Origin of the sequence: uncultured Microbulbifer sp., assembly GCF_947498635.1 — a bacterium.
Taxonomy (GTDB): Bacteria; Pseudomonadota; Gammaproteobacteria; order Pseudomonadales; family Cellvibrionaceae; genus Microbulbifer; species Microbulbifer echini.
In genome coordinates this window covers 16,122-43,092 of the sequence record NZ_CANMKV010000037.1, presented here as the reverse complement: position 1 = coordinate 43,092, position 26,971 = coordinate 16,122, and the positions used below count along the sequence as shown (strand labels likewise).

Genomic DNA, 26,971 nt, shown 5'->3' with positions numbered 1-26,971 from the left:
AGAAGCAGCAGATATTACCTTCAGCTGACCGTTCTTTTCCAGGTGATTAACTGATGCACTTCAGAGTTGAATGCAGGTTTGAAATTGTACATCACTGAAAACCACAAATTATTAGAAGTCGTAATAGAAACTCAAGCGAAACAGGTTTTGACTCGGAATCAAACCGAATTCACAGCTACCACAACCAGTAAATAGCTGCGCCTGTACTCTTGTACTAAAATGCTCGGTCCAGTTTTGGATGAATTCCAGGTTGTGGTATTGACTCTGATCGTCAACATTGTATTGAACACTCTGACGATACTGAAACTTACGCTCTACACGGGTATTACCCCACATAAAAAACAAATATTCTCGCCGCAACTGCCCCATCGAAAGCAGATCATAGCTATCAACCAGGAAGTTAAAAGCTGTGTAAGCTTCCGTGGACTGTAAGCCCAGCTGAGAAAATTTTAGTTCGATGAGATTGAGTTGGGCCAAGTCTACCTGACCGATCAACTGATCCCACTCTTCAGCCTCATATCCATGTTCGTTGTATAGGTATTCCGCAGTAATATCCCAACCATCGTTTAGACTCATCTGGGCACCCAACACAGCTTTCAGGTAACCGCGATCCTGTAAATTGGTGTACTGTATATCGCTGGCCAGTGGCAGTTCCCGTTGCTGCTCCCACGCACCTTCAAAGCGAAGTGTAATATTATCGCGAGCTAATGTGCTTAAACCCAAGGCCGCATTAACCTCTCCACCTTCCAACTGGTGAATTACCAAACGGGTATCCAAATCCCCCTCCCGGTTCAATACTATCGCATACTGCAGGTCACTATCAGTGAATGGCCCATCCAGATTTCGGTCGAGGGTATCTTCCACTTCTGCAGCGTAGAGACCCACATTCCAGTCTCCATAACGCAAATCTAGGTGAGCCATATCCCATCCCTGCTGCTGGGTCAGGTCATCGCTATCTAGATTGGGACGGTCATAGACAGGCTTAAGCAAATTGGCTGGGGACCAATTGTAGCCATTGCTCCACTGGGGCTTGATGCGCCCAACATTAACACCAAAACGACGGCTAGAGGTATAGGAGGATAAATAGCCTTCCAATACGTAAATATTAAACTCATCCGAAGTATCACCAGCGTCATCAACTTGATAATCTTCCACAAGAGCAACACGGGTATAAGCCGAAAGGTGGGGACCCGCCGATAGCTGACCACTTAAATCTAACGCCAACTGGGACTCATCTGCAAGAAAAACCAGGTTACCCGGATTAAAGTACTGATCCTTCCTAACACTATTCTGCTGATAATAAGCAATTACAGAAATATCAAAACCCCAGGAAATAGTATTCGCTAGCGTATCGCCTAGGGAATCCGCCGATGGAGTAACCTGGGAAGATGTATCCAAAAAAGGATCTTCATACTCCTGAGCAACCACTGCTGGAGCAATCACTACTGGAGCAATCACTACTGGAGCTATAGGAAATATTTTTAAGAAAATGGACAGCTTATGCCGAACCAGACCGCGAGTCGCCATGATTTCTCTTACTATTAATTCAGTTTACCCAGGGAAGCCTTTTGAAAAATAGCCTGGTCCAGTTGTTCAAGTCGGTAACCATCAAATTTCATCCAGGTATAGTTGTCCTGCATTAAGGCATCCACCAGCAATAGCTTATGTAATTTCAACTTGCCATCGTAGCGTTTGTATTCTTTGTAAAAAGCGGTTTTCAAGAGACGGCCTGAGCGGGAATAGAATTCACTCTTGAGGGGCTGATGACCCTCGGCCTTAGCCATCCATACTTTCACTTTGGCATAGGCCACCCCAGAGGTGACTGAAGTCAAAGCCAACATCCAGTACTCCTGCCCTTCAAGCGCTTCTTCGCCCACAATTTTTGCACTGTAATCACTGGAAAAGTTAGTACCTACAACATCACCATTACTGGTTTCCCCAATCAAACGTTGGGATGGCGCTATACGGATAACCCGGCGAGTTCCGGGAATATAGAGCCACATATTACTATCTTCTTTGAGCATTGCCCGGCCCTTCTCACGAGCGGGTGACTCGAAGTGAATCAGAGACTTGTCATTATAAACTTTAACACTGAGGGTATTGGTGCGGGGTTCCTTATCCTTTTTATAACTGACATTGGTAATATTGAAGGCAAAACCCTGATCCTTATAACCCCGAACCTCATCAAGTTGATTCACCAGAGATTCAGCCGTGACATCGGCTCTTCCCGGCATACTGAGAGCAAGCAACAACAAAACCAAAAAATCAAAGCGATTTTTTTTCATTACGACACCCAACATCTTTAAAACAATTTGCATCGCTATTAGGTAAACCTCAGCGCATTAACCACCGGTATTCTGGAAGCCTTTACCGCAGGGTAAATACTCGAAATCAGGGAAATTAAGAAACCTAGCGTAAAGGTTTTCATCAAAATTTCTGAAACAACAAATACCCGGATGGGGTAATCTTGGGTACTGCCCGGTGGACGGGGCATCATCCATTCTGCATAGGTGATACCTTTTGCGGCCAGAATTCCAGCGAGTAAACCCAAAAGGCTACCGATGATGCCTAAAAATACCGACTCTAATAGGATCAAGCCAACCACTTGCGTTGGGGTGCCCCCCATAGCTCGAATAGTTCCAATCTCTCTGGTCCGCTCCATTACAGCCATCAACATGGTGTTAGAGATACTCAAAGCAACAATCACCAGGACGATTACCGTAATAAAGCCAAACACACCATTGAACAGCCCCACAACCTGATGGTAGTAACCGGCAAGGTCCCACCAGCTTTTTAATTCCAGATTCAGGTTCTGATCACGGAAGGCTTTTCCCAAATCCTCTGCAGCCATATCGGTCATTTCAGTTTCTTCCAGCAAAACGACCAGCCGAGTCACATCCGTGGTATAGAGTAACTCCTGAGCTAAAGGTAAATTAACTCTTAATAGACGATCGTCCAACGCCTTAACCCCAGTGGTAACTACTCCCGCGATCTGGATGTCAACGGCATTAATCGCTCCATCCTGCGTGCTCGCCAGCAAAGTTAGATGGTCACCTACCTCAGCATTGAGCGCATTAAATAGTCCTTCGCCCAGGTGGGCAGCAGCGGCATCTTCAGGAAACAGATCTTCACCTTGGACAATATGAATTGCGGAGGATAATAATACCTCTTTCTCCGCATCCACCCCGATACCCATTATTGCTATTGACTGCTTTCCATCACTGAGAAGACCATTGAAGTTCAACCGTGGCGCCACGACCAGTGCCTGGGTTTGCTTCTCAATTACATTGCTAATTTGCTCCAGTTTGGCTGAAGGGATCTGATATTTTTCCGGCTCAGCCTTGCCGTACTGATTGTAACCGGCCGCATATATCTGGATATGACCTAACTGTGAGCGGATCATACTTTCGCGCATGCCGTCGTACATTGACTGAACAAAGCCACCGAATACAATCAGACTGGTACATCCAAAAACAACCGCTGCCAGGGTAATTAAACTACGCCGCCCATTTCTAAGAATATTAAGCAGTGCTACCTTCCAACCGAGGATCATAACGAGAGTCTCTCAAGTGACTGTAGAGACTTTTGTGCCCAGTCTGTTTCAGAGTGTGTCACCTTGGTCCAGAGGTTTTTAGCCTGCTCTGACTGTTTATTGCGGCTATAAGCCTGCGCAAGATAGAACTCGACAAATGCCTGGAACTCTTCACCGAACTTGCTACCTATTTGTTGCTGGACTAACTCCAAATCTTCTACCGCGTAACGAGCCCGACGCAAAAATGCGGGCATATTTGCGCAACTGATACCACGCTGCAATCTAGCCCCCAAGTTAAAGGGAGCCTGCTTTACCGCTCGATCCATCATCCGATTCCCCCGTCGGGAAAATAGGGAAAGTTTAGCTAACTGATCGGTATAAAAACTGGAGCGGAAAGAAATAGCTGATCCCAGAGCCGCACTTAACTCCGGGTCACTATCCAAAGATTGCCTGAGTTCAGTCAGTTTTTTTTCTAAGATCTCAATATCTTCAACCTGGGTATCACTGCTGGAGGTTAGCAAGGCCAACTGAGCCAAATAAGCCACTTTGCGTTCTTGAGGCGTAGAATTTCCATCTAACTCGGCAATAAGCTGTACACGCTCTGAATTGGCGGATGGAATTTCTGTAGGCGCCACATATTCTTGCCCCCAAACCTTGGAAAAGGAACCAGACAAAACCAAAAGAACAATCAAATATTTCAAAAAAAAATGCGGAGCAAAAGGCTTCATACCTTCACCTCTAGTTCAGTAATATCGACCCTGTTGTGCCTGTCTAACGGTGATATATTTGTCTGCGAATCTTTGACTAGCTCACCATCCAGAATAGTAATCACTCTGGAGGCTAACCCCGTAACGTAATCATCATGCGTTGAAATGACAAAAGTAACCCCCTGCTCTTTGTTCAATTTTTGAATCAGCGTCATGATATGTTCAGAGGTTTTCGAATCTAAGTTAGCCGTAGGCTCATCAGCTAGCACAATATCTGGTTGTGTCACGATGGCCCTAGCGATGGCCACCCGCTGCATCTGACCACCTGATAGTTGAGTGGGTCTTTGGTTGGCCTGCTGATCAAGGCCAACATCCCTCAACGCCTGCAGAGCTCTTGGTTTAGCCTCTTTAACGCCCCTAAGCGTCAACGGATACATGACGTTTTCCAGGGCGGAGAGTACTGGAATCAAATTAAAGGACTGGAACACAATACCAATATGCCGGTTACGGAATTTCGAACGCTGGTGCTCACCCAACCGCCCAATATTAATGCCCCCAACATGAACAGTACCGGAATCACACTGATCAAGTGCAGACAATATATTCAGTAATGTACTCTTACCACTGCCACTGGGACCTTTCACCGCAAGGAATTCGCCCTTCGCCAATGAAAGGCTGACGTCTTTAAGTGCATCAACCCAGACGTCTCCCATCTTGTAGCGCTTGGAAATGCCGCTAAGTTCAACCAGCATCAGGCTTCGCCCAAAGTAACAAGCAAATGACCTAACTGCTCACACGCTTCCTGCATAGTAGTGGGGCAGGCAGCAAGACTTTCGGCCTTTTGGTAGTAATCGGCAGCGACGTTGAGCTCGGCACTATTCTCCAGTCCCTTAACCCTATAAGCATTAGCAAGAGCGAGATACACCAGCTGTTTGACTTCAGCGGGCAATGCTTGGGGATCTTCGTCAATTAAGTCCTTAAACCAGTCTTCGTCTTCAAAAACTCGATCAAAATGGCCGCTAATTTCACCGACAAAAGAAAAGGTCAGCAGACGAACCAGACGAACGTTTAAATCGTTGTCAGCCTGAGAAGCCGCCTCATCTACTTGATTCATTGCGTGGCGTAGACGATACAGTTTATAGATGCCCATAACAGGGTCAAACATGGCACCTGCCAGTTTCCCCTCGTTAGAGAAATATACCGCCTTGATCAACATATTATTGGGGTCCTGCTGAAAAGCGTTCCCCAATAGATCGCCTGCTCTCTCGATCTCATTGTGATAACTGTACAACTGCCCCAGCTGAAGCATCAGTTCAGGATCGGGTTGATTTTGATCTAGTTCACTCTTGAGAAATCTCAATTGCTCAGCTTCAGAATCGCTATAGGCGATTTTTTTGAAATCAATGGGAGCAGCCCCAGAAAACCAGGCAATGACATTACCGATTAAAAGGCTGCTTATTAAAATTGTTAGCACTTTCTTAAACATGGGCTACTCCCTCAAGAGATTTACATCTCAGCTGAATTCTCAAGCAATTGATTATCCATTTCCCCGAGGGTGGTGTGCTCATCAAACACTAAATTTTCGGGGCTCATTACACCGGGATAGAGTTGCTCACAAATCAATATCACTTCCACAATATTGAGTGAATCCACACCCAGCTCAGCGATGGGAGTATCCGCATCGACAGAATCAACATTCAGCATAAGAGCTATCTGTTCACAGAGTTCCTGTATTTTGCTCTCTACGACTGCTGTAGACATACCTAATCTCCAGTAACATTACCAACTTTTAAAGGATAAAATCGCAACAAATAATCCAGGGTCAAAGCATAGATACAAATATGCTGCTCACCTGAGGAATACTTATATTGCCGTTTAATGATCTTGGCGCTAATCATGGGTGGAATAAAAAACCAGACTCGTGAAAGCCACTGGTTTCCATAAAAAAACACCCTTTGAAAAGACTCATAAACATTGACTATGGGATCATCATCCATAGTAAAAATCGCATCAGCTTTATCCTTCTGAACTTCAGAATCAACAAGTCTGACTTCCTTACCTGCTTCAGCCGCTAAAATATTCAGTTGAAACAGAGTAAACGGGTAATAGAAGCCTTCCGCCAGGTAGGTCTCCAGGCTTTGCTCGCGCCCTGTAGCCTCCCAACCAGTCTCAAGCTCCCTTTTTATCTTACTCACATGGGTTTTCAGGTTAATGCCTTCAACCACTCCTGACTTATGCGCACCATTGAAGACATCCGCTCTGTTCAGGCCAAATCCAAAATTCTTTGGCAGGCTCTGTTTGCCCACTTCAAGAATAGGGTCTTCACACGCTATAATTTGCTGAGAAAACTGAGCGTAAAATACATGATCGAAAGGAGAAAACAGGCTTGTAGCCACTGCGGGCAGAAGATTGTAGAGAGATTCTCCCTGGCTTTGCGGCTTCACCAAAGACGCCTTTAAACCTGGATGCTTTAGCAAATCATCATCCAGCCATATCAACTCTTGCGCTGAAATCACTACGTCATCAGCCGGAAAAAGCATCTTCACGTCTTTCAATAGGCTTTTTCTCTCAATAGAGAAGCCGAAATATTCCAACTCAATTAAATAGTGAGGGTCAATTTTATCAGCGCCCACAGCCAAGAAAGGAGATAAATTTTTTCCAATAAAAAGCCGATCGTTCACCAAGAAATGGTAAAGAGGCAACCTAAATGAATCTTCGAGCCGAATATGAAAACTATTGCGATCTATTCGCTGGATAACACCTGAAGGTGTCTCACTCGAAGAAACCATCGACTTCTTATTTTCGAAGCGGTAAAGCTCTTCTAGGTATAATTCCGTACCTACTGCTAACGGCATCGGCTTCACGCCCGGGATTTGGTAAACCATTTTTTTCACGGGGTCACCTCCAACTGGCGTACTACCACCTTCTCTAACCAACCGGAAATTGGCTTCACCGATGCCGAAATAGCCGACATATGTGTAGCTTTCGGAATTTCTGTTAAATAGGACTCTACCCGTGGAGAGACATACCAATTCATCACTGTATACAAAATATGTGCATCGACCACTTCGTCATGCTCACCTACTGTGATATGACATGGGATGTCGAGGCTGGCAAACAAGTCGGTATATCGCTTGATAGTATAAGCACTGAGCAGATTAAAACTGCAGTCCAAAACCCGACCCTGATTGCCCGCAGCCGACCCAACAGGAGGGAAACTCAGCACTGGCATTCGCCTGAAAACAGGAAAAAGCATTGCTAGCCAATACTTCCAAAGGTTTATCTTAGGCAGGTTTTGTTGCTCGGGCCCAGCCATCGGTCGGGTGTGCCGCCTTTTACGAAAATAGCGAATAAAGTACTCAATCCCAGAGGTAGCAATATCGTACTTCCGAGTTTCTTCGGCTTGGGTCAATGGCGGAGCAATCGCAAAAAAACCTACAATGTCCGTAGTACCGTAAATCCCAAGATATCGCAGAGATGCTAGAGAGCCCGCACTGTGACCGCCAAGCACAAAGCGGCACACACCCCTCTCCTTGAGATGCCTAATCAAATCGTGTAGGTCGTCCTGTAATTGATCGGGGTAGTCCAGGTCTCCGGGGCGCCCCTCACTCTTGCCGTGCCCACGCCAATCGGGCAAGCAGATAGTCACACCCTGTCTGTGTAGCATTCGTCCAAACATTAAATACCACTGGCTACTAAAAGTACTGCCGTGCATACAAATAAGTGCAGTCTCAGTATCATCAGCCGGCATCCAGCGAAACGCCAGACTCTTACCATCCCGAGCCTTGAAGAATTCCTGAATCACACAGCCTCCACAACACGATTTTCAGAGACTTGATGTTCTCTGCTCTGCAGCTTTCTCTGGTCGATCACGGAGTCCATAATACTATCGGGCTGATTGCGCGCAAATGCCAAAAATACCGGCACCATGCTTGGCATAGCAATGTACTCCTGGGTTTGCCTCCAAAGAGACCTGGCTTTCTTCGCCAGTTTTTCAAGCTCAGTGTGAGTAAGGTCACCGGACGGATTTATCACCTCTACCAGGTCGGTTCGGAAGGAATCTTCAGTTACCGTGACCTGCACTGGCGATTCAGTTTCATCAGAGAGCAGTTCGGATAATTTGGCCGAGATTTTATTCAGGAGCCAATCTTTATCCTCACTATTAAAATTGGGTTTCTCAAGGAGATCCGGTAATAAAATACTCTGCTGTACTACCATTCTATTAGCGAGCATTGGCAGGTCTAACTTAGCTTCTATCACTTTAAGGAACATCTCAACCCAGAGCTTGACCCTTAAATCAATACGCCATCCATCCTTGCCAGCGGTTCCCATTAAGTACACAAAATATTTGTAATGATCCGCTCCGGACTCGAAAAATCCTTCAGCATTTCGGCGAAAGTAGCGGCCCTCTGATTTGAGTACTTCCGCGGTATCTATCAATTGTTTTTGCAGTATAAGTTCAAGCGCCATATAGCCCCGGCGCAGGTAGCTTTTACGTAACCAATAATCCTGATCCAGGTAATTGCCAGACATATAGTCCCAAGCAATTTCCAAGAAATAAGCGGCTGTATTATAAGCGAGCAAAGGCGAGCAGAGTTCTCCGCAATCGATAACAGGATACACATTGGCCACATGCGCATAGAGGCCTTGGTAAAACTCTTTTACTGTCTGGTTTGCAACTGGTAATTGCTGATCCAGCATTTGCTGTGCACAGGCTCGATCAGAAGCCTTTAGATCCGCGAGAATATACTTGCTAATATGATCATTAAAAAGAGCGATCATATCGCCACCGCCACTAAAAAGCGGATCAAGAAACATAGAGGCAAAGCCTGAGGTAGCCCAGCGATCAGGGAATATAAATTCGTCCGCCCGGTAGGCAAGCTGGCCCCAAGCTTCAAAATCGACAAGCTCCGCACCCTCCAGCAACTCTGCAATTGCCCGATATTCCATCAGGAAATTCAGAAAACTATCGCGTTTGGTGGGCGGTTTCTCAAATTTGTCTTTTTCACCCACGATACCCACACTGGTATAGCCACCACTCAAGGGGATAAACCAAACCCAATACCCTTCGCCAGAGAAGTGATTCGTAGATAGGAAGCGTCCAAAGGCGCGACTTCTCCAGGCCTCATCGCCCATGGCGTCGATATCCTGGATATTTTTAAAGCGGCCCCAGGCAGAGAAGTGCTCAGGCACATTTTCCTGACGAGTCAGCTTCTTGTGCTTCTTAGCAAACCGGTTACGTCCACTACAGTCAACCAACCAACGCGCACTGATTTCCGTATTGCGCTCACCGGCAGACAGCTGAATGGTGTGGTGATGATCAGCAGAGCCGATCTTTAGGGACTTTGCTTTTACCCCCATTACAACTTCGATACCGTCTTCACGGTTCATTTCAACCAGATCCGCCTCCAGACGCGCCCTATCCAACTGGAATGCGGGATGAGGCGGAATACTGGTTGTTCCATGCTCACTCATCTCTGTGAGCGACAGGCTGTGATCGGGCGTATCATAGAAAAAGCGCAAACCATTTTTGGGAAGGTGGTTTCTGTATAGGTAATTAACCAGGCCAAGCTGCTTCATAAAGTAATGGCCAGTCATCTCGACGGTAGCTTCTCCCACTTTTCCCCGAAAGCTCTCGCTAGCTTCCACAACAAGGATTGAAACCGCCTGACTACCGCGCCTAATCTGCCGGGCTAGAGTCAATCCGGCCCAACCACCACCAATAATGACAACATCATACTCTTGTTGTATTTCTTCTATTGCCCCCATCACAATGATTCAACCTCGTTGAGAAGAGAATTCCAAACAGAAGAATCCACCGAACAGAATGAATCAGGATCCTGGATAATTTCCATTACCATTCTGGTCCGAGGCAGCTCATTACGGATAAAGAACTTGGCACTCAAAATTTTCGACTCAAAGAAATCAGTATCAGCCTCACCTTGACTCAATCGATTGGAAGCGCTACAGGCCGCCTCCAATAATAGCCAGGCAAGAGTAATATCGCCCATCATATGCAGTATGCGGGTGCTATAGGCAGGTATCTTGAACATTTCCTTTGTTCTTACCCAAACATGCACAGCTTTCAGAACAATTTCTAGATGCTCAAAAGATTCTTGCAAACCCTTGAATTCGCCTTTGAATGTTGGGTAGTCCGCAGCCTTTGCAATAAATGCTTCGATTTCATTTTTATAAATCTGGAATAGTTTACTGGAATTCCCAAGTCCCAGCTTATCTCGAATAAGGTCTTGACTCTGGATATAATTGGTTCCCTCCCAAATCGCAAGAACCTTAACATCCCGAGCATACTGCTCAATACCCAGTTCTTTCAGATACCCCTGGCCACCACAGGTCTGAATAGCCAACTCACAAACTCTCCAAGCCTGATCACTAACATACGCCTTAACCACCGGAGTCAGCAGGTTAACCAGGCCCTGATGATGGGTAGCCTCAGCTTTCTTGTCCGCCTGCCCTTCAAAAGTTTTGAGAAAGCTCTCCGAGAGAGTCAATTTTGCGATCAATGCGCGACAACCCTCAACTTTGGATTTCATCTCCAGCAACATACGTTGAACATCCACGTGTTCAACAATATTGACCCTGCTGGCAGTCGCACTGAAACTCTCGTGAAAACGCTTCCCTTGCAAACGCTTACTAGCGTAGGCAAGTGCGTTGTAGTAAGCGGAAGAAGCCATTCCTAACGCGTAAACTCCGGTGCTAATTCGCGCTTGGTTCATTAGTGTTAAGAACTGCAATAGGCCCACATTTTCCCGATCCCCTAATAAGTAAGCCCTGCACGGACCATTCTTACCGAAACTCAGGTGGGTATTAGCACACCCCTTAAAGCCCATCTTATCGGCGAGAGAAAGACATTCGACCTGGTTAAATTCGCCAAGGCTGCCATCTTCCTCTACCCAATATTTGGGTACTATGAAACAGGACAAACCGTAAGTACCCGATCCACTTTTCTCCCCCCTTCCCATGACAAAATATAAGGTGTTTTCGGTGAGATCGTGCATTCCAGCACTGATCAGGTATTTCTCGCCAGTAAGTAGGTAGGTGCCATCTTCTTGCCTGGAAGCCTTGGTATCAACTAGGGAAACATCACTTCCTGCCTGCGGCTCAGTCAAACACAGGCATGAGGTCCATTCCGACCGGGCCAACTTCTCTTTAAACAGAAACTTTTGTATTTCGCTACCATACTTCTCCACTAAAGTGGATGAGGGTAGACAAAAGCCACCATAAGTCATAAAGCTGGGATTAGCTCCCATAAACATTTCCAGAAGCATCTGCATTATGAACGGAGGCAGCTCAGAGTGTTGCTCACCGTCAGTAGAGGCCAAATCCCCCCACTCTTCCTTAAAGCGGCTCCACATCTCAGGGAAAGATGCCGGCAACTGCACTTTGCCATCCACCAGTTGACAGCCTTGCTCATCAGCTTCTTGATAACTTGGTCCAAGTACCTCACAGGCAAATTTTTTCGCTTTTTGAAGTAAATCACTCAAGTTTTCTGCAGAATGCTCGCTATAAAGAGAATGCTCAAAAAGTGCCTTGGTTTGATAGAACTGGTCTTCAATCAGGAATTTAAATTCCCGTAGGTCTGACTTATAAATATTTCTACCCATGCTTGGCTCCTTGATTTTCCAAGAGTGATCGCCAGCTGCCGGAACCCAGCACCCAGTGAAATGTTTGATTGTGTCTTCCCCTATATTTTTTCTGGGGATAGATCAGCGCATTGCGCACATGGGGGAGGTAATCCTGACCAAGCGCATCGCCGATATGTTGCGCAGCGGTAAATTTATTGTACGCATTTTCAAGAGAGAGAGTCTCCGTATGAACTAACCGAGAGAGCAGCTGCTCTTCAGGTTTCAACGCTTTTTGAACCCTAATGCACCCCGCCCGACCACCGCCGCCCAGTGTAAGAAGCCAAAGATCCTCTACGCCAAGATTGAGACAGTAGGCCTGAATCTCACCAAGAGGTTTTATACTGAGGTAGTGAAATCCATCATTCTCAATACTGGGTAGCCACTGAGATTTTTCTTCTTGGGAAAATCCCTTTAGCAATCCCTTAGCCCACCGAGACTTAATATCAAAAGAGGCAACCTTAGATGTACGACTAGAATTGGTGGAAATTAATTTCTTAAGATTTTGAACTAACTCATGGGCCCCACTGAGCGAAGGCGCCTGAGATAAAATGTCGCAGCTAGAAATTTGGCAGAGACTTTGCGCATGGTATTGTTTGCTCAACCAGGTGACTGCCACGCCTGTGATCACATCCAATCCATCTTGCCCCGACTTTACACCAATACCCAAAGCATCCAGGCACTCCTGCTGCCGATCTTTGCCAAGCTCCAGATTAATGACGAGAGCATCATCTTCCGGCTGCATGGAATAACTGAGAATTGCCGCATGAAAACTGGTACAGGCACTACCGACAAATTGAATATTGTGTCCGGCCTGTTCCAACTGAGCGAGGAACTCAACAACCGGTCTTTCCAGAAGTACATTAGCCTCCCCGGCAGAAACTACGTAGACAAGCTCAGGAAGTTGAATTAACCCCAACAAATATTGATTTAGGGCGCGCAATAATTGCTTTGTCTCACCATTATGATCTACCCAGAGGCTTCTAATATACATGGCTATGCGGTCCTTTCCCTGACCATTTTTTCAATAGAATCAAAACCCAACTGCAGTAATTTTTCAGAAATCCGTGAAATAAGATAATTACAGTCTGCAACACAGCGTATTCGCAGCCGCAGGCTATTGGAACCAGACTCCAGCGGATGCCGGATCAGGGTGTCTTCGATCACCAAATAGGAAGTTCCTTGCTGATGCAAGATCAACTCTTCCTCGTGTACACCCTGCAACATTAAAACCCGATCCTGTAAAAACTGCTTTGGCATTCTTCCACCAGCAGGCATCTGCATTCGCAATAAGATCGTATCAATCTCCAGGCCAGCGCTATCAACACATTCCAATAACTCAACCAAAAGCTGATAATGCTCAGAAAAGCTCAAGAGTACCGGTGTTTTACCCACTGGCAATTGAGAGATAGCTAGGAAGTCAGATTCACCTTCCAGCGGTAGTATTTGTGCGACACAAGGCTTGGGCTGCTTGGGATAGGGGTTACGAAGCAGTCTTGTAGAAAGTTCAATCACTTTACTCATGCCGCCTCCGCCAAATAAAAGACGCTGTCCCGGTCAATATTTACTTCTGCAGTACAGTAATAGCCATTTAGAGCGATTGAACATGCCAATAACTTCTCACGCCGATCAAATCTTCCATCAACACCGTGTTGAATAATATTCAACCAGGGGTCGCTACCGAAACAATGTCCCCATCTATCATGGAGATCAGGAAGCTGGTCAAAGCCCTTGAGTAGCTTGGTGAATATCTGCCGAATATTTTCTGGAAAGAAGGGTAGCGACAAAGTGAGATCTTCCCTACTACTGGCCATTTTGCGAATAATCGTCGCAAACTCAGGGGTAGTGTTATAGGTAACGGTACAACCTGCGCTGATATCACTTGATTGAAATGACTCCACCTCCAGAAGTAAAGTGCAAAGGCCAAAGCCGCTTTTCCCCCAGTTTTCATTGCGTTGCCAAAAGCTTAAATCGAGCACATTGGCATCCAGTATGCTAACCATTACATAGCGGGCACCGGGATTTTGCTTTAAGTAATAACGAAGACTATAACCCCATGAGGCACATTCATAGGTGTTAATAAAGCTAGTAACGGGAACGCCCCGCCCCTTTTCAACCGGATTCAAATCACGCACGGTGATTGCTCCAGTCGTGAAAGGTAACTCAATCATTGTGGAGCAGAGAAAGTGTCGGCTAATCTTATTCTTTGATTCCAACGAAATACCTTCAAGGACTCTATGGCTCTGATCAGATATGATCTTGCCAATTTGAGCAAAGGCATATTGAAGATTCACATTCCTTATGATGTTAATATTTTCGATCGGCGTAAAGGCTGCAGATTTTAAATACAAACTCATACCCGATGCCCTTTCGCCTTACTGTAAATCTCGAATAAGCAGCGGTAGGAGCTTCCCTCCATTTTAGTGAATGCTAGTAAATCACGCTGACACGCTGTATTTTTAACCTTTCCTGATGATACTAAATCTAAAAGCAGTTCATTACTGGCAAACTTCGTTGCCAAAACCCTATTTACACTATGCATAGAAAAGACTGTTGCTGACGCCTGCTCGTTGCATAGGCAAATCAGATACTCGATATGCTCCTGATCGGTAATGGATAGCTCTACTTCACCCCGATCCTTCAACCAGAGCACAAAGTGCATCAGGGATTTCACGAAGCGGGGACGAACTAGTGTCAGGAATCGATTGACACTCCCAAGACCGCCCTTACTCAATAGCATGTCTTTGCTTACAGTGACACTGCCACGGCAATTACCAAGTTGCAGCTTGCCATCCAAGAAAGACTCACCGACGGGAGTTTGTTTTAACTCGGTACAAAGCTCTGGGGGCAACATTATGGTCATTGGAAATGGACGCGCCGCCTGTTTGGCAACCACCATGGCAAATCCCAGTTTATGTGCCTCAATACCATGGACTTTATTAACAACAAGCTGCATCTCTTCATCACTACCTTGCAGCTCGGTCTTCCAACTCTGCAAGCTGGGGCCACCAGGATCGGTCATTAGGAAATGGCCAAAAATTCCCTGCTCCACCCAGTCATTCACCTGTGCCAACTGTGTTTCAGTTGCAGTCAGGCTCATCATGATAGAACCAAAGAGCCCGATCATTTCATGGAAGTGATCCGCCAGCCCATGATCACGTACCTGGTCAATGATTTGATCGATAACAAATGTCTGCTCAAATTGCTCTAGAGGCTGCTTAACCGATGGTTCCCGAAGAGGAGCCAACTTTGTCAAGGGATCCTCAATAATCATTGATGCATCAAACAGACGTACACAGGCTCTCTCCAATAGAGTCTTCAGAGAAGCCGGCACAGGCGAAAGTGAAGAAAGCTGGCTGACGACAAAGCCGCCAGCAATAGTTTGCAGTTCCATAAGCTACTCCATTAGATAAGATTTGGCAGAAGGCAAACTCAAAAATGGAGCAACGGTATAGCTCGCATTGTAGGCTCCGCAATTACTAAATATAACGAGATCACCAGGCTGTAAGGCCACGCCTTTTGTCTCACCAATAATATCTTCCTTGTTGCAGGAAGTTCCCACCAGTAAGCAATTTTGTGGCTTGCTATCACCTTCCAGCACTCTACCTTCACGTAAAATCAAAGGCTGGCTGTAGCGTTTAAATGTACTTTCTGTTTTTGCCAAGAGGAAATTTTGAGCCATGCCACCATCACAAACCCCATACTGCTGCCCCTCAATGGATTTCACATAGCGAACTTCGGTCACAAAATATCCAGCACTTGCCATGAGAGCTCGGCCACTTTCATGGGCAATCTGTATATGCGAAGGGAATTCACCGAGTAGATTCCGATAATGCTCAAAGTCAAACTCATGACTTTCCCAATTCAGATCAAAGCCGCCACCCAGATTAACTAATCCGATTGGGTATCCAAGTGCGCTTTCAAACTTATGAACTATTTGTAGAGCAGCTTGCGCTGTGCTGTTGGCTAGCTTGCTAAAATTATATGATCCGCGGAACACATGAAATCCGCCGACCTTCAAATCGTTCTCTTTGCAAAATGCCAAAGCAGATTCCACATCACCCCACCCCAAGCCAAAGTGGTCTTTTTTCGTCACTGTCGTGGATTCTTCAAATTGATCCAGAGTACTGGGATTAAGACGAAGTATCAGAGGATTAATGGGGCGTTTCCCCTGGAATTCTTTCACAATTTCCAGCTGGGAAAGGTTATCGATGACCAAGGTACATTTACTGGCAATCGCTGCCCGCAAAAAACTCTTATCGGCAGATGGATTGTTGATATAGCGAGGACTCTCTCCTCTGGGGAGAAGATTCAACTCACCAATAGAAGCGATTTCAATGCCGTCTTCAAATACATGGCCACTACGCACAATAAGATCGAGGCAGCTATTAGCCTTGAGAGAATAAATCAGGGATGTCCCCAAGCTATCCTTGAGTTTTCGGTAGTTGTTGGCTACATCCTTTAGGGAGTAAATATAACAAGGTGTTGAAAAGTGTCGCCTTTGCTCATTAAGCTGGGCAACAAGCTTTTCCAAGGAAGCTTTCATGGTATCACCTGGAGAAATTTATAATCATTCTTATAGGGCACAAATATTTCAGCCGTATTTACGACTTTCCGGTCTCACTTTTTTTTATTTAAAGCCGGCCTGGCGTTGCCGACTCACCGAGGAACCTCGGCACTTCCTATCGCAACCAGCTCAAAACTCCAGCTCTTGCTGCAGCTTTTGCCTATCAATCTTACTGTTGGCTGTCAACTTTATCGCCTCGACAAACCTGACTTCACGCGGCGTATAGTCAGCATCCAGGTTGTCTTTCAGCCATGCTTTGAATTGCTGCTGATGCTCGGGCGTATTTTCATGAAGCTCTAATACACATACCGCAATTTCATTTTGATATCTGTCACTGGACGCCAAAACTGCACTGAGATGAACCAGAGGGCATGCATCAATCACCCCTTCCAGGTCTTTTGGGAACAAGCAAAAACCGGCTTGCTTAATCAGGTCTTTAGAGCGACCTTTGAAATAGTAAAAGCCCTCATCATCTCGGCTGAATAAATCACCAGTCGCCAGCCAGTTATCATCGCGATAAAGGCCGCTGATAATCTGTGCACCACCTTTCGCACTGGGGTCATAATAAGCTTGCATAACCCCTGAACCACGTACAAAAAGCTCACCAACTTCATTAGCTTTTGCCTCATGGTAAGTATTTTGCAACTCGTCTAATAGGAAAATGCGGACATCCAATCCCGGTATTGGCTTACCCACCGAACCCATTTTCTGCTCCCAAAGCTCCGGCTCAAGATAAAGGGCCCTTTTACACTCGGTAAGGCCATACATTGCAAAGACATTGAGTGCGGGACAGTACTGCTTCCAGGCGCGAATAACGTACTCCGGCAAGTGACCGCCGGTGTTGGTGATTGCCCGTAAGTGAGAAAGATCAGGTTTTACCAGCGATAGCAACTTGGATAGTGCAGCTCCCATTGCCGGGACTATGGGCAGTACTGAAATTTTCATTTCAGATATTACTTTTAAAACATGTAGAGGATTGAATGTTTTATCGTAAAGAATTGTTGTGCAATCCTTGAAAAGGGCAAACAAGACCTGATACAGGCCGTAATCAAAGGATAGAGGTGAGAGGCAAAGTATGCGGTCCTCACTATCCAGACGCAAATAATCGGAGGTCGACTGCAGAGAGGTAAGAACGTTTTGATGTGTGAGCATTATGCCCTTTGGCTTGCCGGTACTCCCCGAGGTATAAATAATCAGGGCCAGATCAACGCCAGTCACTCTGGATGCGGTATGCAGCTCAAACAATTTTTGCTGCGGGCGATAGGTTTCCAGTAAAGCAATACTTTCACCTTCCACAATTGCCTTCGCATTGCAGTCAGCGGCAATGGATTCCACTGCCGCCTGTCCAGCATCCCCCTTAATGGGGACCACCACCAGACCGAGGTGCCAGGCGGACAACATTGTCGCCACAGTAAAAAAATCGTTCTGGGCTCTAATGACAATTTTATCCCCATGGGCCAATTGAATATCGGTCTGCTGTAGGAGTGATAGAGCCCTCCCACAACATTGTGCCGTCAATTTTTCCCCAGTCAGATTTTCCAGGCTTCCAAGCCAAGAACCAGTAACAACCCCATCGAACAGGTCGGCAAGCGAGAACATTGTTAGTCCAATTATTTTTTTTAAAACTTATCCTGTGACTCTCATCCACCCCCTTCAAAAGTGACAAGAGCCACCTACATGGCACGATCATTTTATAAAGTCAGCTCTCCATAATGACAAGCATTATCTTAAAATCCTGTGATGGAGTTTTCATTCGTGTACTTGTAGTTCACAAAAGTCATAATTTTCTATAATTTTTTATTGTTGACTTTTGATTATTAATGAACAAGACATACCATGAGAAAATAATTTCACTAGAGCGCACCAGAGAGAAACCTATTTTTAAAAGCGCTCAGAAAACAGCAAATTGATTATTCTTTTGCAAATTATTTTCAATACTAAGGCAACTTATTTCATGAGTGGCATCAGTTCTCAGTCACTATGCGCACTATCTCACACCAAGAAAAATTGACACAAAGCATACTTGTAATTGACATTTTGCTACGCAACTGACTAATAAAAATAAATCGCTGTCTTGGTACTCACCTTGAAAATTTATTGCCATTTACACAGGACTCTCTCGCGAATAACAGGCGAAACTTGGTAGATAGGATTCATGCAACAGTGCCACTCTCCCAATTTGCTCTATTTTCTTTTAATAGCCTTATGGAAGGTGCGGAAATAGGCGCCCTGATAGGCGCCAGCGGAAGGGGTCTAATATATTTACACCCCCATTATTTTTTGGCCTGAGAGGTATCGGAAAAATTCATTTTGCAGCTTGCGGACTCAACTCAGAAAGTTTCATCCGCAACTATATTGGGTGGCTACTGAACTGAATAAATCCAACTAGGGAATAGTGTCACCATCGAGTTTCTTTAGAGAGTGTAAAGGCTAACGACACACCATGGCCTTACACAACCGAGGGTAATAATGGCGCTTTTTGCCGCGTTATTATACTGATCACTAACCAACGCAGGCTCATCCTTAGCCATGCGAACCCCTAAACTGAAACCCGGCTAAATCGGAACCTTCCTGAAGGTCCATTGACAGCAAGCAAGGCCTAGTAGAGAGGAATTAAGGTTGAACAGCAGGCCATCACCGCCACTACAACAGCCTCCGGTACCCGGTAATTCTTGGAGGTTGATTTTTCTCATCATTTTACTCTTTCTCGCACTATCTCATCCTAGCTCAAGCGCTGATGTGAGTAAGAAAACAGTGGAATCTATAAAAACACCCGATGAGGTGAAAAGCAGTATCGGTTTGCTGAAATTCCGTGATGGCGCGCCCTACCCAGAAACCGCAGAAAAGCTCTACGACTATCTGGATCAGATGCGCGCGGTTGATAGTTTTTTAAAAGGCATCCAAGGTGCTTCGGTTCATGGCTTGATGAAAGGGGGGCGCGAATTAGGTGCCAAAGCGGTCAATGAGGTTTTGATTTTTGACCGATTAATGAGCGCAGAGTCACTATTTCTCACCGGCAACACCTCCACCATTTACACGCTTGCTTTCCTAGACCTAAAGCGCGATGGCCCCACAGTCTTACATGCGCCACCAGAGGTCAGCGGAGCCTTTAACGACGCCTGGTTCCGCTATGTGGAGGATATAGGCCACCCCGGTCCAGACAAGGGACGAGGAGGGAAATATCTGGTTTTGCCCCCAGACTATAAAGGCAACCTGCCCTTTGGTTATTTCCCGGTCTACCCCCGCTCCTACCGCGTCTGGGTATTTATGCGCTCACCGAGTCATCAACCTCTGGATGCCGCAGCTCAAAACGTAAAAGACCACCTCAGAATCTACCCCCTTTCTAGAAAAGGGAATCCGCCCAGAATGGTCTTTATTAGCGCCTCGGGAAAAGCATTCAACACCATTCACCCCAACAATTATGAGTTCTACAAACATCTTAATGAAGTCATTCAGTATGAGTGGATAGGCATGCTAAACCCGGAAACTCGCGGCCTTTTTGCCTCTATCGGGATTGAGAAAGGCAAGGCGTTTAGCCCGGATGAACGCATGACCAAAATCCTTACCGACGCTGTGGCCATCGGCAACGGCATCGCTCGCTCGATTGTCTGGTATCCGCGCACCGACAAATCTCTCTCAGATATTAAGATCTACCCCGGTACCGACAGTGCTTGGGTAATGGCATTTCCCGGCAAGAATATTTTCTTCAATGGCGCCGATGGCAAGACAATCAATAGCGATGCGCGCGTCAGCTATTTCTACCCCTACACCGGTGTTAGCCCGGCGATGACCGCAATAGAACCCGGCAAGGGGTCCGACTATGCCATCGCCTTTGTCGATGAGAATAAAGAGCCTTTCGATGGATCTAAAAAGTACAAATTGCACTTACCACCAGAAGTACCGGTCAATGCGTTCTGGGCCGTCAATATCTACGACAGCCAAACCCGCTCTCAACTAAAGACAAGCCAAAAGTTCCCCTCTGTCAGTAGCCAAAGCAAGGGCATCAAGCAAAATCCCGATGGCTCCTATGACATCTTTTTTGGCCCCAAGGCCCCTAAAGGTTTGGAACACAACTGGCTTGAGACAATCCCCGATAAAGGTTTTTTTGTTATTCTGCGTCTTTACGGACCCCTCGGGCCCTGGCTGAAAAAAACCTGGCGACCGGGGGAGGTAGAACCCACAGACTATTGACCAGCGCGCACCGCCCCCCGCTGCGCGACACTTTCAATTCGTGCCAACCGGCGCCGATAATTGCGCGGGGTATCTGCAAACCAACGTCTGCAAGCACGCTGAAAGGTACTCTGCTCGGCATAGCCCAACAGACCGGTTATCTGTCCCAGGGCTAGGCCTGTGTTCGATAAGTATTCTGCTGCTAGTTCCCTGCGCACCCAATCCAATAAGGTGTCAAAGCGCAGCCCTTCCAACGCCAAACGTCTCTGCAGAGTGCGCGGATGCAAGCTCAGGTGAGCGGCAATAACTGCAACTTGGTATTGACCAGTCGGCAGTAATTGCCGCATGAGCTCTCGTACCCGCGCGCTCAGGGAAACCGCCGCCGAAACCAATTGCTGCTCCAGGTAATTTGTAGCCAGCCGCTTAGTTACCGGGTCAGCTGAGGTGAGCCGGGCATCCAAATGCTCAGCGAGAAACTCCATAGCACAGTAGCCAGAGAGAAATTCCACTGGGCAGGTAAAGTAATCTCTGTAACCCGAGCGCTCAGCCAGAGCCGCATGGGGTATTAAAACCCTCTGCGGGGCGGCGTTTTCCCCCATTAACATACGTAGCATGGCCAGCGTGTTCCCCAGGGTTTGCTCATGGATTTGGCAGAAGCGCGATAGTGCCGGATCGAGCTGGTCAAAAACCAGCCGCTCATAGGGGCCGTTACACACGGGCTCAATACGCAACTGTATCGCCGGGCTGTGCAGCGACATAAACCGGGCCACCGCCTCGACCGCTTCCCGCGCGGAAGCAGAATTGCAAGCAATCACAGCGATACCCCCAAGCCGGTCAACTCCTTGTCGCGCAGCGAGGCGAAGGGCGAAATCGGGGCACTGTAACCGCTGGGCAGAAACTTCCAACAGGCGAGCCACATCGACATGGGGGAGCAGACGGGTATCTGAGACGACAATATCCCCTGGGATATTAAATTCAGAGAGGAAGTTAGCGGTATGCCCCCCCAACTCTGTGGTCAGTGCTCCATACCCCGTAAGTACACTGGCTCGTATAACACTACCCACTGCTCCTCCAGAGCGTCCAATGACGCCTCAAGATAATTTTTTGTCGCAATGTAGCAATAAAAAGCCTGCGCTTCTACGCAGTCTAGTAACCCTGAAAATGCCAAGAGGGTAATGACTGTGCAACCGCTCCACTTTGATGTATTGATTATTGGTGCCGGGCTCTCCGGAATCGGCGCGGCCTGTCACCTTCGTCGCGAGTGCCCAACAAAGAAAATTGCCATCCTTGAGCGTCGCACTCAAATCGGTGGCACCTGGGATTTGTTCCGCTACCCCGGTATACGTTCTGATTCGGATATGTTCAGCTTTGGTTTTGATTTTCGCCCCTGGCCAGGACTCAAACTTTTGGCGGATGGCCCCTCCATTCGCCAATATATCCATGATACCGCGGAAGAGTACGCTATCACCGACGATATTCACTTTAACATCGACCTCTACAAGGCCAACTGGAATAGTCATAAATCTCATTGGGTTCTAGAGGGAAGTAATACCGTTACTGGGGAGCCCCGCGGTTATAGCTGTACCTTCCTGATTTCCTGTACGGGATACTACGATCATCACCGGGGATACCTGCCCAAACTTCCTGGGGCAAGCCAGTTCCGCGGTAGTTACATTCATCCCCAGCACTGGCCTGAAAACCTGAATTACCAAAACAAGAAAATTGTAGTAATCGGCAGTGGTGCCACTGCCGTAACCCTGGTGCCTGCCCTGGCCACCCGGGCCGCACATGTCACAATGCTGCAGCGCTCGCCCAGTTATGTCATATCCGTGCCAGCATTCGACAACCTCTCCGCCTGGCTTTTGAAGTTCCTACCAAAATCTTGGGTCTTTAAGCTGGCTCGCTGGCGCAACGTTAAAATACAACGCTGGCTTTTTAAAGCCTCTCAGCGCTGGCCCAAATTTATGCGAAGGTTATTCATACGAGGAGTTCGCAAGAGCTTGCCCCGTGGTTTTGACATGAGCCATTTTACCCCGAGCTATAACCCCTGGGATCAACGTATTTGCGCAGTCCCCAATAACGACCTTTTCAAAGCTATAAAATCGGGCAAAGCCTCAGTAGAAACGGCAGAGATTGAAACTATTGGGCATAATGAAATCCATCTAAAATCCGGTCAAAAAATCGACGCAGACATCATAATCACTGCCACGGGGTTGAATTTACAGGTGCTTGGCGGTATCCAGCTCTGTGTTGATGGCGAAAAAATTCATATCAATGAAAAGCTAACTTATAAGGCCGTTCTGCTGGAGGGGGTCCCCAATATGTCTTGGGTATTTGGTTACACCAATGCCCCCTGGACCCTAAAAGCCGATATCTCCGCACGCTATATTTGTCGCTTGCTCAATCATATGGACAACCATCATTACAATATTTGCCTGGCGGAAGATAATGAAGACTGTAGTGTAGATAACTCCGTAATGGGCAGCCTGAACTCCGGCTATGTAAAAAGAGGAAATAGCGTACTACCTCGCCAGGGAAAAAAATACCCATGGCGCCTGTTAAATAATTATGAACAAGATTTCAAAATTTTATTAAAAACGCCTATAGATGATGGGATACTAAAATTTTCTTCCAGCAAGGCCCAAGATATCTTCCCGGATCAAAAAGCACCAAATAAAACCGAAGAGCCCGCGTCACTTTGATGATCGAACTCCCGCATTACGCTGAAGAACTAACGGAATTCGGTTAACTGTTTTATTGCCATGGTAATAATCCGTGTATATAGCTGATCAAGCATGTCCGATTAGATCACCACCACAATCCGTAATTCTGACGATATGGTAATCATCAATCGCCTCCATTGGGGTCTATAACCATTGGCTGCGGGGTAACCAGATTCCACCAAAAATCGAAATGATCCATTAAGGAGAGCAATGTTTTCAGCTGTCCAACATCACCTGAGATTTTCACCGCGCCGGCCTCTAATTTTTCCTGAATACTATCGACGCCAAGAATGATATCGTTAAGATCACTGCGATTGATGGTGACACTACTTTGCGGATCATCAATGGGAGGGCCATAGTTAAGAACCGCATTTTCCAATGTCAGGGCATATTCTTCCTCAATATCTGGCAAGGTAATGTTGATCGAGATTTTTCTACCCGTTGCTTTTGGCCCATTCAGGCGGATACCCAGATAATCAAAAATTAACGTTATAGGCATACTGCGGATAGTATCGGCACTGGCCGTTAAGGGAACGGGTAATCGCTGTATACCATGGCGTAATTCCATCGCACCACTTAAGAAAAAATTTCGCCAGGTGCCATTTTCCTGCTGGTAGCCCAGCTGCTCCAGGGTATTCGCTAATAAATTCCGCGCCGCACGGTTATTGGGTTCAGCGGAAACCAGCTTATCCAATACCTCCGCCACCCAGCGGTACTCTCCAGCATCGAAATCTTTTTTAGCCTGTTTAATGATGTTTGCGGCACCACCCATATACGCCACGTATTTCTTGCCGGCTGCTGTGGGCGGCATCGGATATAGGCGCGCCGGATTTCCATCAAAAAAACCAAGGTAGTAATTCCATACCGCGCGGGTATCATGATTAACACTGCCGTAATAGCCACGGTTGGCCCAATATTGTGAAAGCTCAGGTGGTAATTGCATGAGCTCAGCAGTCTGTACCATGTTGTAACCATGGTTGGCCAGGCGCAAGGTTTGATCGTTCAGATATTTATACAAATCGCGCTGCTTTTTTAGGTGATTGATCACGCTAGCCTGCCCCCAAGTGGGCCAGTGGTGTGGTGCAAAAAGCACCTCTACTTTATCTCCCCAGCGCTGTAGTGTTTCATGAAGATAGCGGGACCAGTCCCGCGCGTTGCGCACCTTGGCGCCCCGTAAAGTATAAAGATTGTGCAGAGTGTGTGTCGCGTTTTCGGCTGCGGTCAGCGCCTTTAGCTCGGGAATATAAAAATGCATTTCTGCGGGGGCTTCGGAGCCAGGCGCCATTAAAAATTCAAATGACAGGCCATCAATATTTCTCTTGTCACCTGTTCTAATAATTGTATCGGTTGGCTCAATGAGGGTAACGGTCCCCGTGGAGGTTTCCAGGCCGAGTCCTGCACCTAGAGTACCCTTTGGGTCTTTGGGAATCAGATTCCCATACATAAAACTGGCGCGTCGCGCCATATGGTTACCCGCAAAGACATTCTCACTCACTGCCTCAACTAAAAAATCCTTTGGCGCAATGACTTTTACCTTGCCAGACTTTACATCCTCCTCATTTACCACACCGCGCACACCGCCATAATGATCCACGTGACTGTGGGTATAGATCACGGCAACCACCGGCTTACTCCCCCGGTGTTCTCGGTATAGGTCCAGTGCCACCCTGGCTGTCTCGGCAGAGATCAGTGGGTCCATTACTATGACCCCGCTATCCCCCTCAATAAACGTGATATTGGAGAGATCAGCACTGCGCACCTGATAAATTCTCGGAATGACCTCATAAAGCCCCCCCTCCGAAATTAACTGAAGTTGGCGCCACAGGCTTGGATTGGCGGTGTCTGGTGCTGGCTTGTCCCGCGCAAACTGAAAGGCCTCAAGATTCCAGACGGGTTCTCCTTCCTTGTTCTTGATCACGCCCTCATCAGGTAACGGAGCAATAAATCCACGCTTTACATTTTCAAAGTCTTGCTGATTGGCAAATGGCAGCGCTTTTAATACGGCTTGATTCTCTTTTGCCGTAATCACACTAGCTGGCCCAGAGTCCTGGGCAAATACATAGTTTGGGACATACGGCAACAGTATAAAAATATAGGGATACACCCTCGCAAACATACTCCGCTTATTACTCATTATTTCTCCTGACCTTGAGTCACCCCGTACACAATCCCGAGTCAACGGGTACCAGCAGGACATTACTGGCTACGGCGGAAAGGAATTTCCATGTAAAGGATAGGAGGGATATAGATCGGAGGGGATGAACGCTGATAACAAGAAGACTGATGTCAGCGCCTAGTTGGGCGCGGGATTGGTTGATCATGGAATAGTGCTCAGAATGGTCCCGCAACGTAAGCGGGACCATGTACTAGAGCGGTTGAATTTCAATCGGCTCACCACCAGCACAGTGCTCAGTGGGTGCCGCCTTACCCATGAACAGGCTCTTTAAAGTGCGGGATCAACGCACATCGAGTAAATGCCGCGCAATAATCAGACGCTGAATTTCACTGGTGCCTTCATAGATAGTGGTGATACGCACATCGCGACTCATGCGCTCCAAAGGATACTCACGGGTATAACCCACCCCACCGTGAATCTGCAGAGCTAGATAGCAAGCTTCATTGGCTTTTTCACTGGCAAACAGTTTTCCCATAGAAGCCGCGGGGCCAAAAGCCATACCGGCATCTTTTTGCCAGGCAGCCTGCAACAACATCAAGCGAGCGCCTTCCATCTCGGTGTACTTATCGGCAAGCTGCCACTGCAACCCCTGGAACTGTGCCAGTTTTTTACCGAACTGCTCGCGCTCATGCATATAGCTACGGGCGCAATCCAGCGCCTCAAGACCAATACCCAGAGCCAGGGAGCCTATACCGATGCGTCCTCCGGCCAATTCGCCGGCAGCTATACGGAAGCCGCGATTTTCCTCACCCAGCATATTGCCGGCGGGAACGCGGCAGTTATCAAAAGAGACCTCGTTGGTGACTGAGGCCTTCTGCCCCATTTTCTCTTCCGCCTTGCCGATAATCAGGCCCGGTGTACCCGCCTCCACCAGAAAACAGGTAATCCCTTTGCCCTTGGCCGCTTCGGGGTCCGTTACCGCCCAAACCACAAAAATACCGGCAAATTCGGCACTGCTGATAAATAACTTGCTGCCATTCAGCAGGTAGTCGTCACCATCCTTTACCGCGCGGGTGCGCATGGCGGCAGCATCGGAACCGGAGCCCGGCTCGGTCAAACAGAACGAGCCAGCCGCATATTCTCCGCTACAGATTTTGGGAAGGTATTTTTGCCGCTGCTCTTCATTACCCACGGCCTGAATTACCTCAGCCACCATATTGGTGACGGAGGTGGTGGTTGCAGTGGAGGCGCAGCCTCGAGCGAGCTCAGTTATAGCCAGGCTGAATGCCACAGTGCCGGCACCGGTGCCGCCGTAATTGGGATCTATATTGATCCCCATAAAACCGAGTTCAGCCAGCTCTTTCAATTTTGCCAGCATCAACTCGCGGTTACCGGTTTTATCGAGTTCTGCGGCTATGGGCTTCAATTCGCTCTCGGCAAATTGTCGCGCCGCATCCTCAATCATCTGCTGCTCTTCGCTCAGTGAGAAATCCATACAGTACCTACTTTATAGTTA

General features: G+C 47.2%; 23 protein-coding genes. 3 read left to right on the top strand and 20 right to left on the bottom strand.

The annotated features are described in order from the left end of the window. Nucleotides 1–111: 111 nt before the first annotated feature. The 12 genes from Q1A69_RS16260 to Q1A69_RS16205 are packed head-to-tail and all read right to left on the bottom strand — an operon-like array spanning nt 112 to nt 12,624. A complete protein-coding gene (locus Q1A69_RS16260; RefSeq protein WP_299587652.1) occupies nt 112–1,527 on the bottom strand; it encodes a hypothetical protein in 1,416 nt (471 codons plus the stop codon). A 14-nt stretch (nt 1,528–1,541) separates the two neighbouring features. Next, nucleotides 1,542–2,285 carry an outer membrane lipoprotein-sorting protein gene (locus Q1A69_RS16255; protein WP_299587649.1) on the bottom strand — a complete coding sequence of 248 codons (744 nt, stop codon included), beginning with the start codon at nt 2,283–2,285 and terminating at the stop codon, nt 1,542–1,544. A gap of 38 nt (nt 2,286–2,323) precedes the next feature. Beyond that, entirely contained in the window at nt 2,324–3,553 is a 1,230-nt protein-coding gene (locus Q1A69_RS16250; protein WP_299587646.1) for an FtsX-like permease family protein, read from the bottom strand. Further along, nucleotides 3,550–4,260 carry a hypothetical protein gene (locus Q1A69_RS16245; protein WP_299587643.1) on the bottom strand — a complete coding sequence of 237 codons (711 nt, stop codon included), beginning with the start codon at nt 4,258–4,260 and terminating at the stop codon, nt 3,550–3,552. The genes Q1A69_RS16250 and Q1A69_RS16245 overlap by 4 nt, the downstream gene beginning before the upstream one ends. Beyond that, on the bottom strand, nt 4,257–4,991 hold the full coding sequence (locus Q1A69_RS16240; protein WP_299587640.1) for an ABC transporter ATP-binding protein: 735 nt from the start codon (nt 4,989–4,991) through the stop codon (nt 4,257–4,259). Before Q1A69_RS16240 ends, Q1A69_RS16245 begins: the two co-directional genes overlap by 4 nt. Further along, nucleotides 4,991–5,725, bottom strand: a complete 735-nt coding sequence (locus Q1A69_RS16235; RefSeq protein WP_299587637.1) for a hypothetical protein — start codon at nt 5,723–5,725, stop codon at nt 4,991–4,993. The genes Q1A69_RS16240 and Q1A69_RS16235 overlap by 1 nt, the downstream gene beginning before the upstream one ends. A 20-nt stretch (nt 5,726–5,745) precedes the next feature. Continuing rightward, nucleotides 5,746–6,000 (bottom strand): acyl carrier protein, encoded by a 255-nt coding sequence (locus tag Q1A69_RS16230; RefSeq protein ID WP_299587634.1) that lies wholly within the window; start codon nt 5,998–6,000, stop codon nt 5,746–5,748. 2 nt (nt 6,001–6,002) lie between these two features. Then, a complete protein-coding gene (locus Q1A69_RS16225) occupies nt 6,003–7,133 on the bottom strand; it encodes a hypothetical protein (protein WP_299587631.1) in 1,131 nt (376 codons plus the stop codon). Next, nucleotides 7,130–8,044: an alpha/beta hydrolase gene (locus Q1A69_RS16220; protein ID WP_299587628.1), complete on the bottom strand. Its 915-nt coding sequence runs from the start codon at nt 8,042–8,044 to the stop codon at nt 7,130–7,132. Before Q1A69_RS16220 ends, Q1A69_RS16225 begins: the two co-directional genes overlap by 4 nt. Beyond that, nucleotides 8,041–10,008 carry a tryptophan 7-halogenase gene (locus tag Q1A69_RS16215; RefSeq protein WP_299587655.1) on the bottom strand — a complete coding sequence of 656 codons (1,968 nt, stop codon included), beginning with the start codon at nt 10,006–10,008 and terminating at the stop codon, nt 8,041–8,043. The genes Q1A69_RS16220 and Q1A69_RS16215 overlap by 4 nt, the downstream gene beginning before the upstream one ends. Next, the gene (locus Q1A69_RS16210) at nt 10,008–11,861 is read right to left on the bottom strand and encodes an acyl-CoA dehydrogenase (protein ID WP_299587625.1); all 1,854 of its coding nucleotides are present in this window, start codon (nt 11,859–11,861) and stop codon (nt 10,008–10,010) included. The genes Q1A69_RS16215 and Q1A69_RS16210 overlap by 1 nt, the downstream gene beginning before the upstream one ends. Then, on the bottom strand, nt 11,854–12,624 hold the full coding sequence (locus Q1A69_RS16205) for a hypothetical protein (RefSeq protein ID WP_299587622.1): 771 nt from the start codon (nt 12,622–12,624) through the stop codon (nt 11,854–11,856). The genes Q1A69_RS16210 and Q1A69_RS16205 overlap by 8 nt, the downstream gene beginning before the upstream one ends. Nucleotides 12,625–12,645: 21 nt before the next feature. Here Q1A69_RS16205 and Q1A69_RS16200 point away from each other — a divergent pair, with 21 nt between their 5' ends. Further along, nucleotides 12,646–12,792 carry a hypothetical protein gene (locus tag Q1A69_RS16200; protein ID WP_299587620.1) on the top strand — a complete coding sequence of 49 codons (147 nt, stop codon included), beginning with the start codon at nt 12,646–12,648 and terminating at the stop codon, nt 12,790–12,792. An 83-nt stretch (nt 12,793–12,875) separates the two neighbouring features. On the opposite strand, the gene Q1A69_RS16195 is transcribed toward Q1A69_RS16200, so the two are convergent. From Q1A69_RS16195 to Q1A69_RS16175, 5 genes are all read right to left on the bottom strand, one after another. Continuing rightward, entirely contained in the window at nt 12,876–13,403 is a 528-nt protein-coding gene (locus Q1A69_RS16195; RefSeq protein ID WP_299587618.1) for a hypothetical protein, read from the bottom strand. After that, nucleotides 13,400–14,236: a hypothetical protein gene (locus Q1A69_RS16190; protein WP_299587616.1), complete on the bottom strand. Its 837-nt coding sequence runs from the start codon at nt 14,234–14,236 to the stop codon at nt 13,400–13,402. The genes Q1A69_RS16195 and Q1A69_RS16190 overlap by 4 nt, the downstream gene beginning before the upstream one ends. After that, nucleotides 14,233–15,273 (bottom strand): hypothetical protein, encoded by a 1,041-nt coding sequence (locus tag Q1A69_RS16185; RefSeq protein WP_299587614.1) that lies wholly within the window; start codon nt 15,271–15,273, stop codon nt 14,233–14,235. Before Q1A69_RS16185 ends, Q1A69_RS16190 begins: the two co-directional genes overlap by 4 nt. Before the next feature lie 3 nt (nt 15,274–15,276). Next, complete coding sequence (locus Q1A69_RS16180; RefSeq protein ID WP_299587612.1) at nt 15,277–16,425, bottom strand: PLP-dependent decarboxylase; 1,149 nt, start codon at nt 16,423–16,425, stop codon at nt 15,277–15,279. 150 nt (nt 16,426–16,575) lie between these two features. After that, nucleotides 16,576–18,045 (bottom strand): class I adenylate-forming enzyme family protein, encoded by a 1,470-nt coding sequence (locus Q1A69_RS16175; RefSeq protein ID WP_299587610.1) that lies wholly within the window; start codon nt 18,043–18,045, stop codon nt 16,576–16,578. 1,140 nt (nt 18,046–19,185) lie between these two features. Here Q1A69_RS16175 and Q1A69_RS16170 point away from each other — a divergent pair. Then, on the top strand, nt 19,186–20,637 hold the full coding sequence (locus Q1A69_RS16170) for a DUF1254 domain-containing protein (protein ID WP_299587608.1): 1,452 nt from the start codon (nt 19,186–19,188) through the stop codon (nt 20,635–20,637). Here the strand turns inward: Q1A69_RS16170 and Q1A69_RS16165 are convergent. Further along, entirely contained in the window at nt 20,631–21,680 is a 1,050-nt protein-coding gene (locus Q1A69_RS16165) for an AraC family transcriptional regulator (protein WP_299587606.1), read from the bottom strand. The genes Q1A69_RS16170 and Q1A69_RS16165 overlap by 7 nt on opposite strands. A gap of 111 nt (nt 21,681–21,791) precedes the next feature. Here Q1A69_RS16165 and Q1A69_RS16160 point away from each other — a divergent pair, with 111 nt between their 5' ends. Then, nucleotides 21,792–23,318 carry an NAD(P)/FAD-dependent oxidoreductase gene (locus Q1A69_RS16160; protein WP_299587604.1) on the top strand — a complete coding sequence of 509 codons (1,527 nt, stop codon included), beginning with the start codon at nt 21,792–21,794 and terminating at the stop codon, nt 23,316–23,318. Nucleotides 23,319–23,463: 145 nt separating this feature from the next. On the opposite strand, the gene Q1A69_RS16155 is transcribed toward Q1A69_RS16160, so the two are convergent. Further along, nucleotides 23,464–25,473 (bottom strand): alkyl sulfatase dimerization domain-containing protein, encoded by a 2,010-nt coding sequence (locus Q1A69_RS16155; RefSeq protein WP_299587601.1) that lies wholly within the window; start codon nt 25,471–25,473, stop codon nt 23,464–23,466. A 322-nt stretch (nt 25,474–25,795) separates the two neighbouring features. Next, nucleotides 25,796–26,950, bottom strand: coding sequence for an acyl-CoA dehydrogenase family protein (locus Q1A69_RS16150; protein ID WP_299587599.1), 1,155 nt, complete (start codon nt 26,948–26,950; stop codon nt 25,796–25,798). Nucleotides 26,951–26,971 lie beyond the last annotated feature (21 nt).

What these genes read in the sequence shown, in the direction of transcription:
- Q1A69_RS16150 (WP_299587599.1), bottom strand. Translation starts at nt 26,950, where the DNA reads ATGGATTTCTCACTGAGCGAAGAGCAGCAGATGATTGAGGATGCGGCG.
- Q1A69_RS16255 (WP_299587649.1), bottom strand. Translation starts at nt 2,285, where the DNA reads ATGAAAAAAAATCGCTTTGATTTTTTGGTTTTGTTGTTGCTTGCTCTC.
- Q1A69_RS16250 (WP_299587646.1), bottom strand. Translation starts at nt 3,553, where the DNA reads ATGATCCTCGGTTGGAAGGTAGCACTGCTTAATATTCTTAGAAATGGG.
- Q1A69_RS16185 (WP_299587614.1), bottom strand. Translation starts at nt 15,273, where the DNA reads ATGGAACTGCAAACTATTGCTGGCGGCTTTGTCGTCAGCCAGCTTTCT.
- Q1A69_RS16215 (WP_299587655.1), bottom strand. Translation starts at nt 10,008, where the DNA reads ATGGGGGCAATAGAAGAAATACAACAAGAGTATGATGTTGTCATTATT.
- Q1A69_RS16190 (WP_299587616.1), bottom strand. Translation starts at nt 14,236, where the DNA reads ATGAGTTTGTATTTAAAATCTGCAGCCTTTACGCCGATCGAAAATATT.
- Q1A69_RS16205 (WP_299587622.1), bottom strand. Translation starts at nt 12,624, where the DNA reads ATGCAGCCGGAAGATGATGCTCTCGTCATTAATCTGGAGCTTGGCAAA.
- Q1A69_RS16155 (WP_299587601.1), bottom strand. Translation starts at nt 25,473, where the DNA reads ATGAGTAATAAGCGGAGTATGTTTGCGAGGGTGTATCCCTATATTTTT.
- Q1A69_RS16240 (WP_299587640.1), bottom strand. Translation starts at nt 4,991, where the DNA reads ATGCTGGTTGAACTTAGCGGCATTTCCAAGCGCTACAAGATGGGAGAC.
- Q1A69_RS16160 (WP_299587604.1), top strand. Translation starts at nt 21,792, where the DNA reads ATGACTGTGCAACCGCTCCACTTTGATGTATTGATTATTGGTGCCGGG.
- Q1A69_RS16175 (WP_299587610.1), bottom strand. Translation starts at nt 18,045, where the DNA reads ATGTTCTCGCTTGCCGACCTGTTCGATGGGGTTGTTACTGGTTCTTGG.
- Q1A69_RS16210 (WP_299587625.1), bottom strand. Translation starts at nt 11,861, where the DNA reads ATGGGTAGAAATATTTATAAGTCAGACCTACGGGAATTTAAATTCCTG.
- Q1A69_RS16195 (WP_299587618.1), bottom strand. Translation starts at nt 13,403, where the DNA reads ATGAGTAAAGTGATTGAACTTTCTACAAGACTGCTTCGTAACCCCTAT.
- Q1A69_RS16230 (WP_299587634.1), bottom strand. Translation starts at nt 6,000, where the DNA reads ATGTCTACAGCAGTCGTAGAGAGCAAAATACAGGAACTCTGTGAACAG.
- Q1A69_RS16260 (WP_299587652.1), bottom strand. Translation starts at nt 1,527, where the DNA reads ATGGCGACTCGCGGTCTGGTTCGGCATAAGCTGTCCATTTTCTTAAAA.
- Q1A69_RS16245 (WP_299587643.1), bottom strand. Translation starts at nt 4,260, where the DNA reads ATGAAGCCTTTTGCTCCGCATTTTTTTTTGAAATATTTGATTGTTCTT.
- Q1A69_RS16235 (WP_299587637.1), bottom strand. Translation starts at nt 5,725, where the DNA reads ATGTTTAAGAAAGTGCTAACAATTTTAATAAGCAGCCTTTTAATCGGT.
- Q1A69_RS16180 (WP_299587612.1), bottom strand. Translation starts at nt 16,425, where the DNA reads ATGAAAGCTTCCTTGGAAAAGCTTGTTGCCCAGCTTAATGAGCAAAGG.
- Q1A69_RS16200 (WP_299587620.1), top strand. Translation starts at nt 12,646, where the DNA reads ATGAAAACTGGTACAGGCACTACCGACAAATTGAATATTGTGTCCGGC.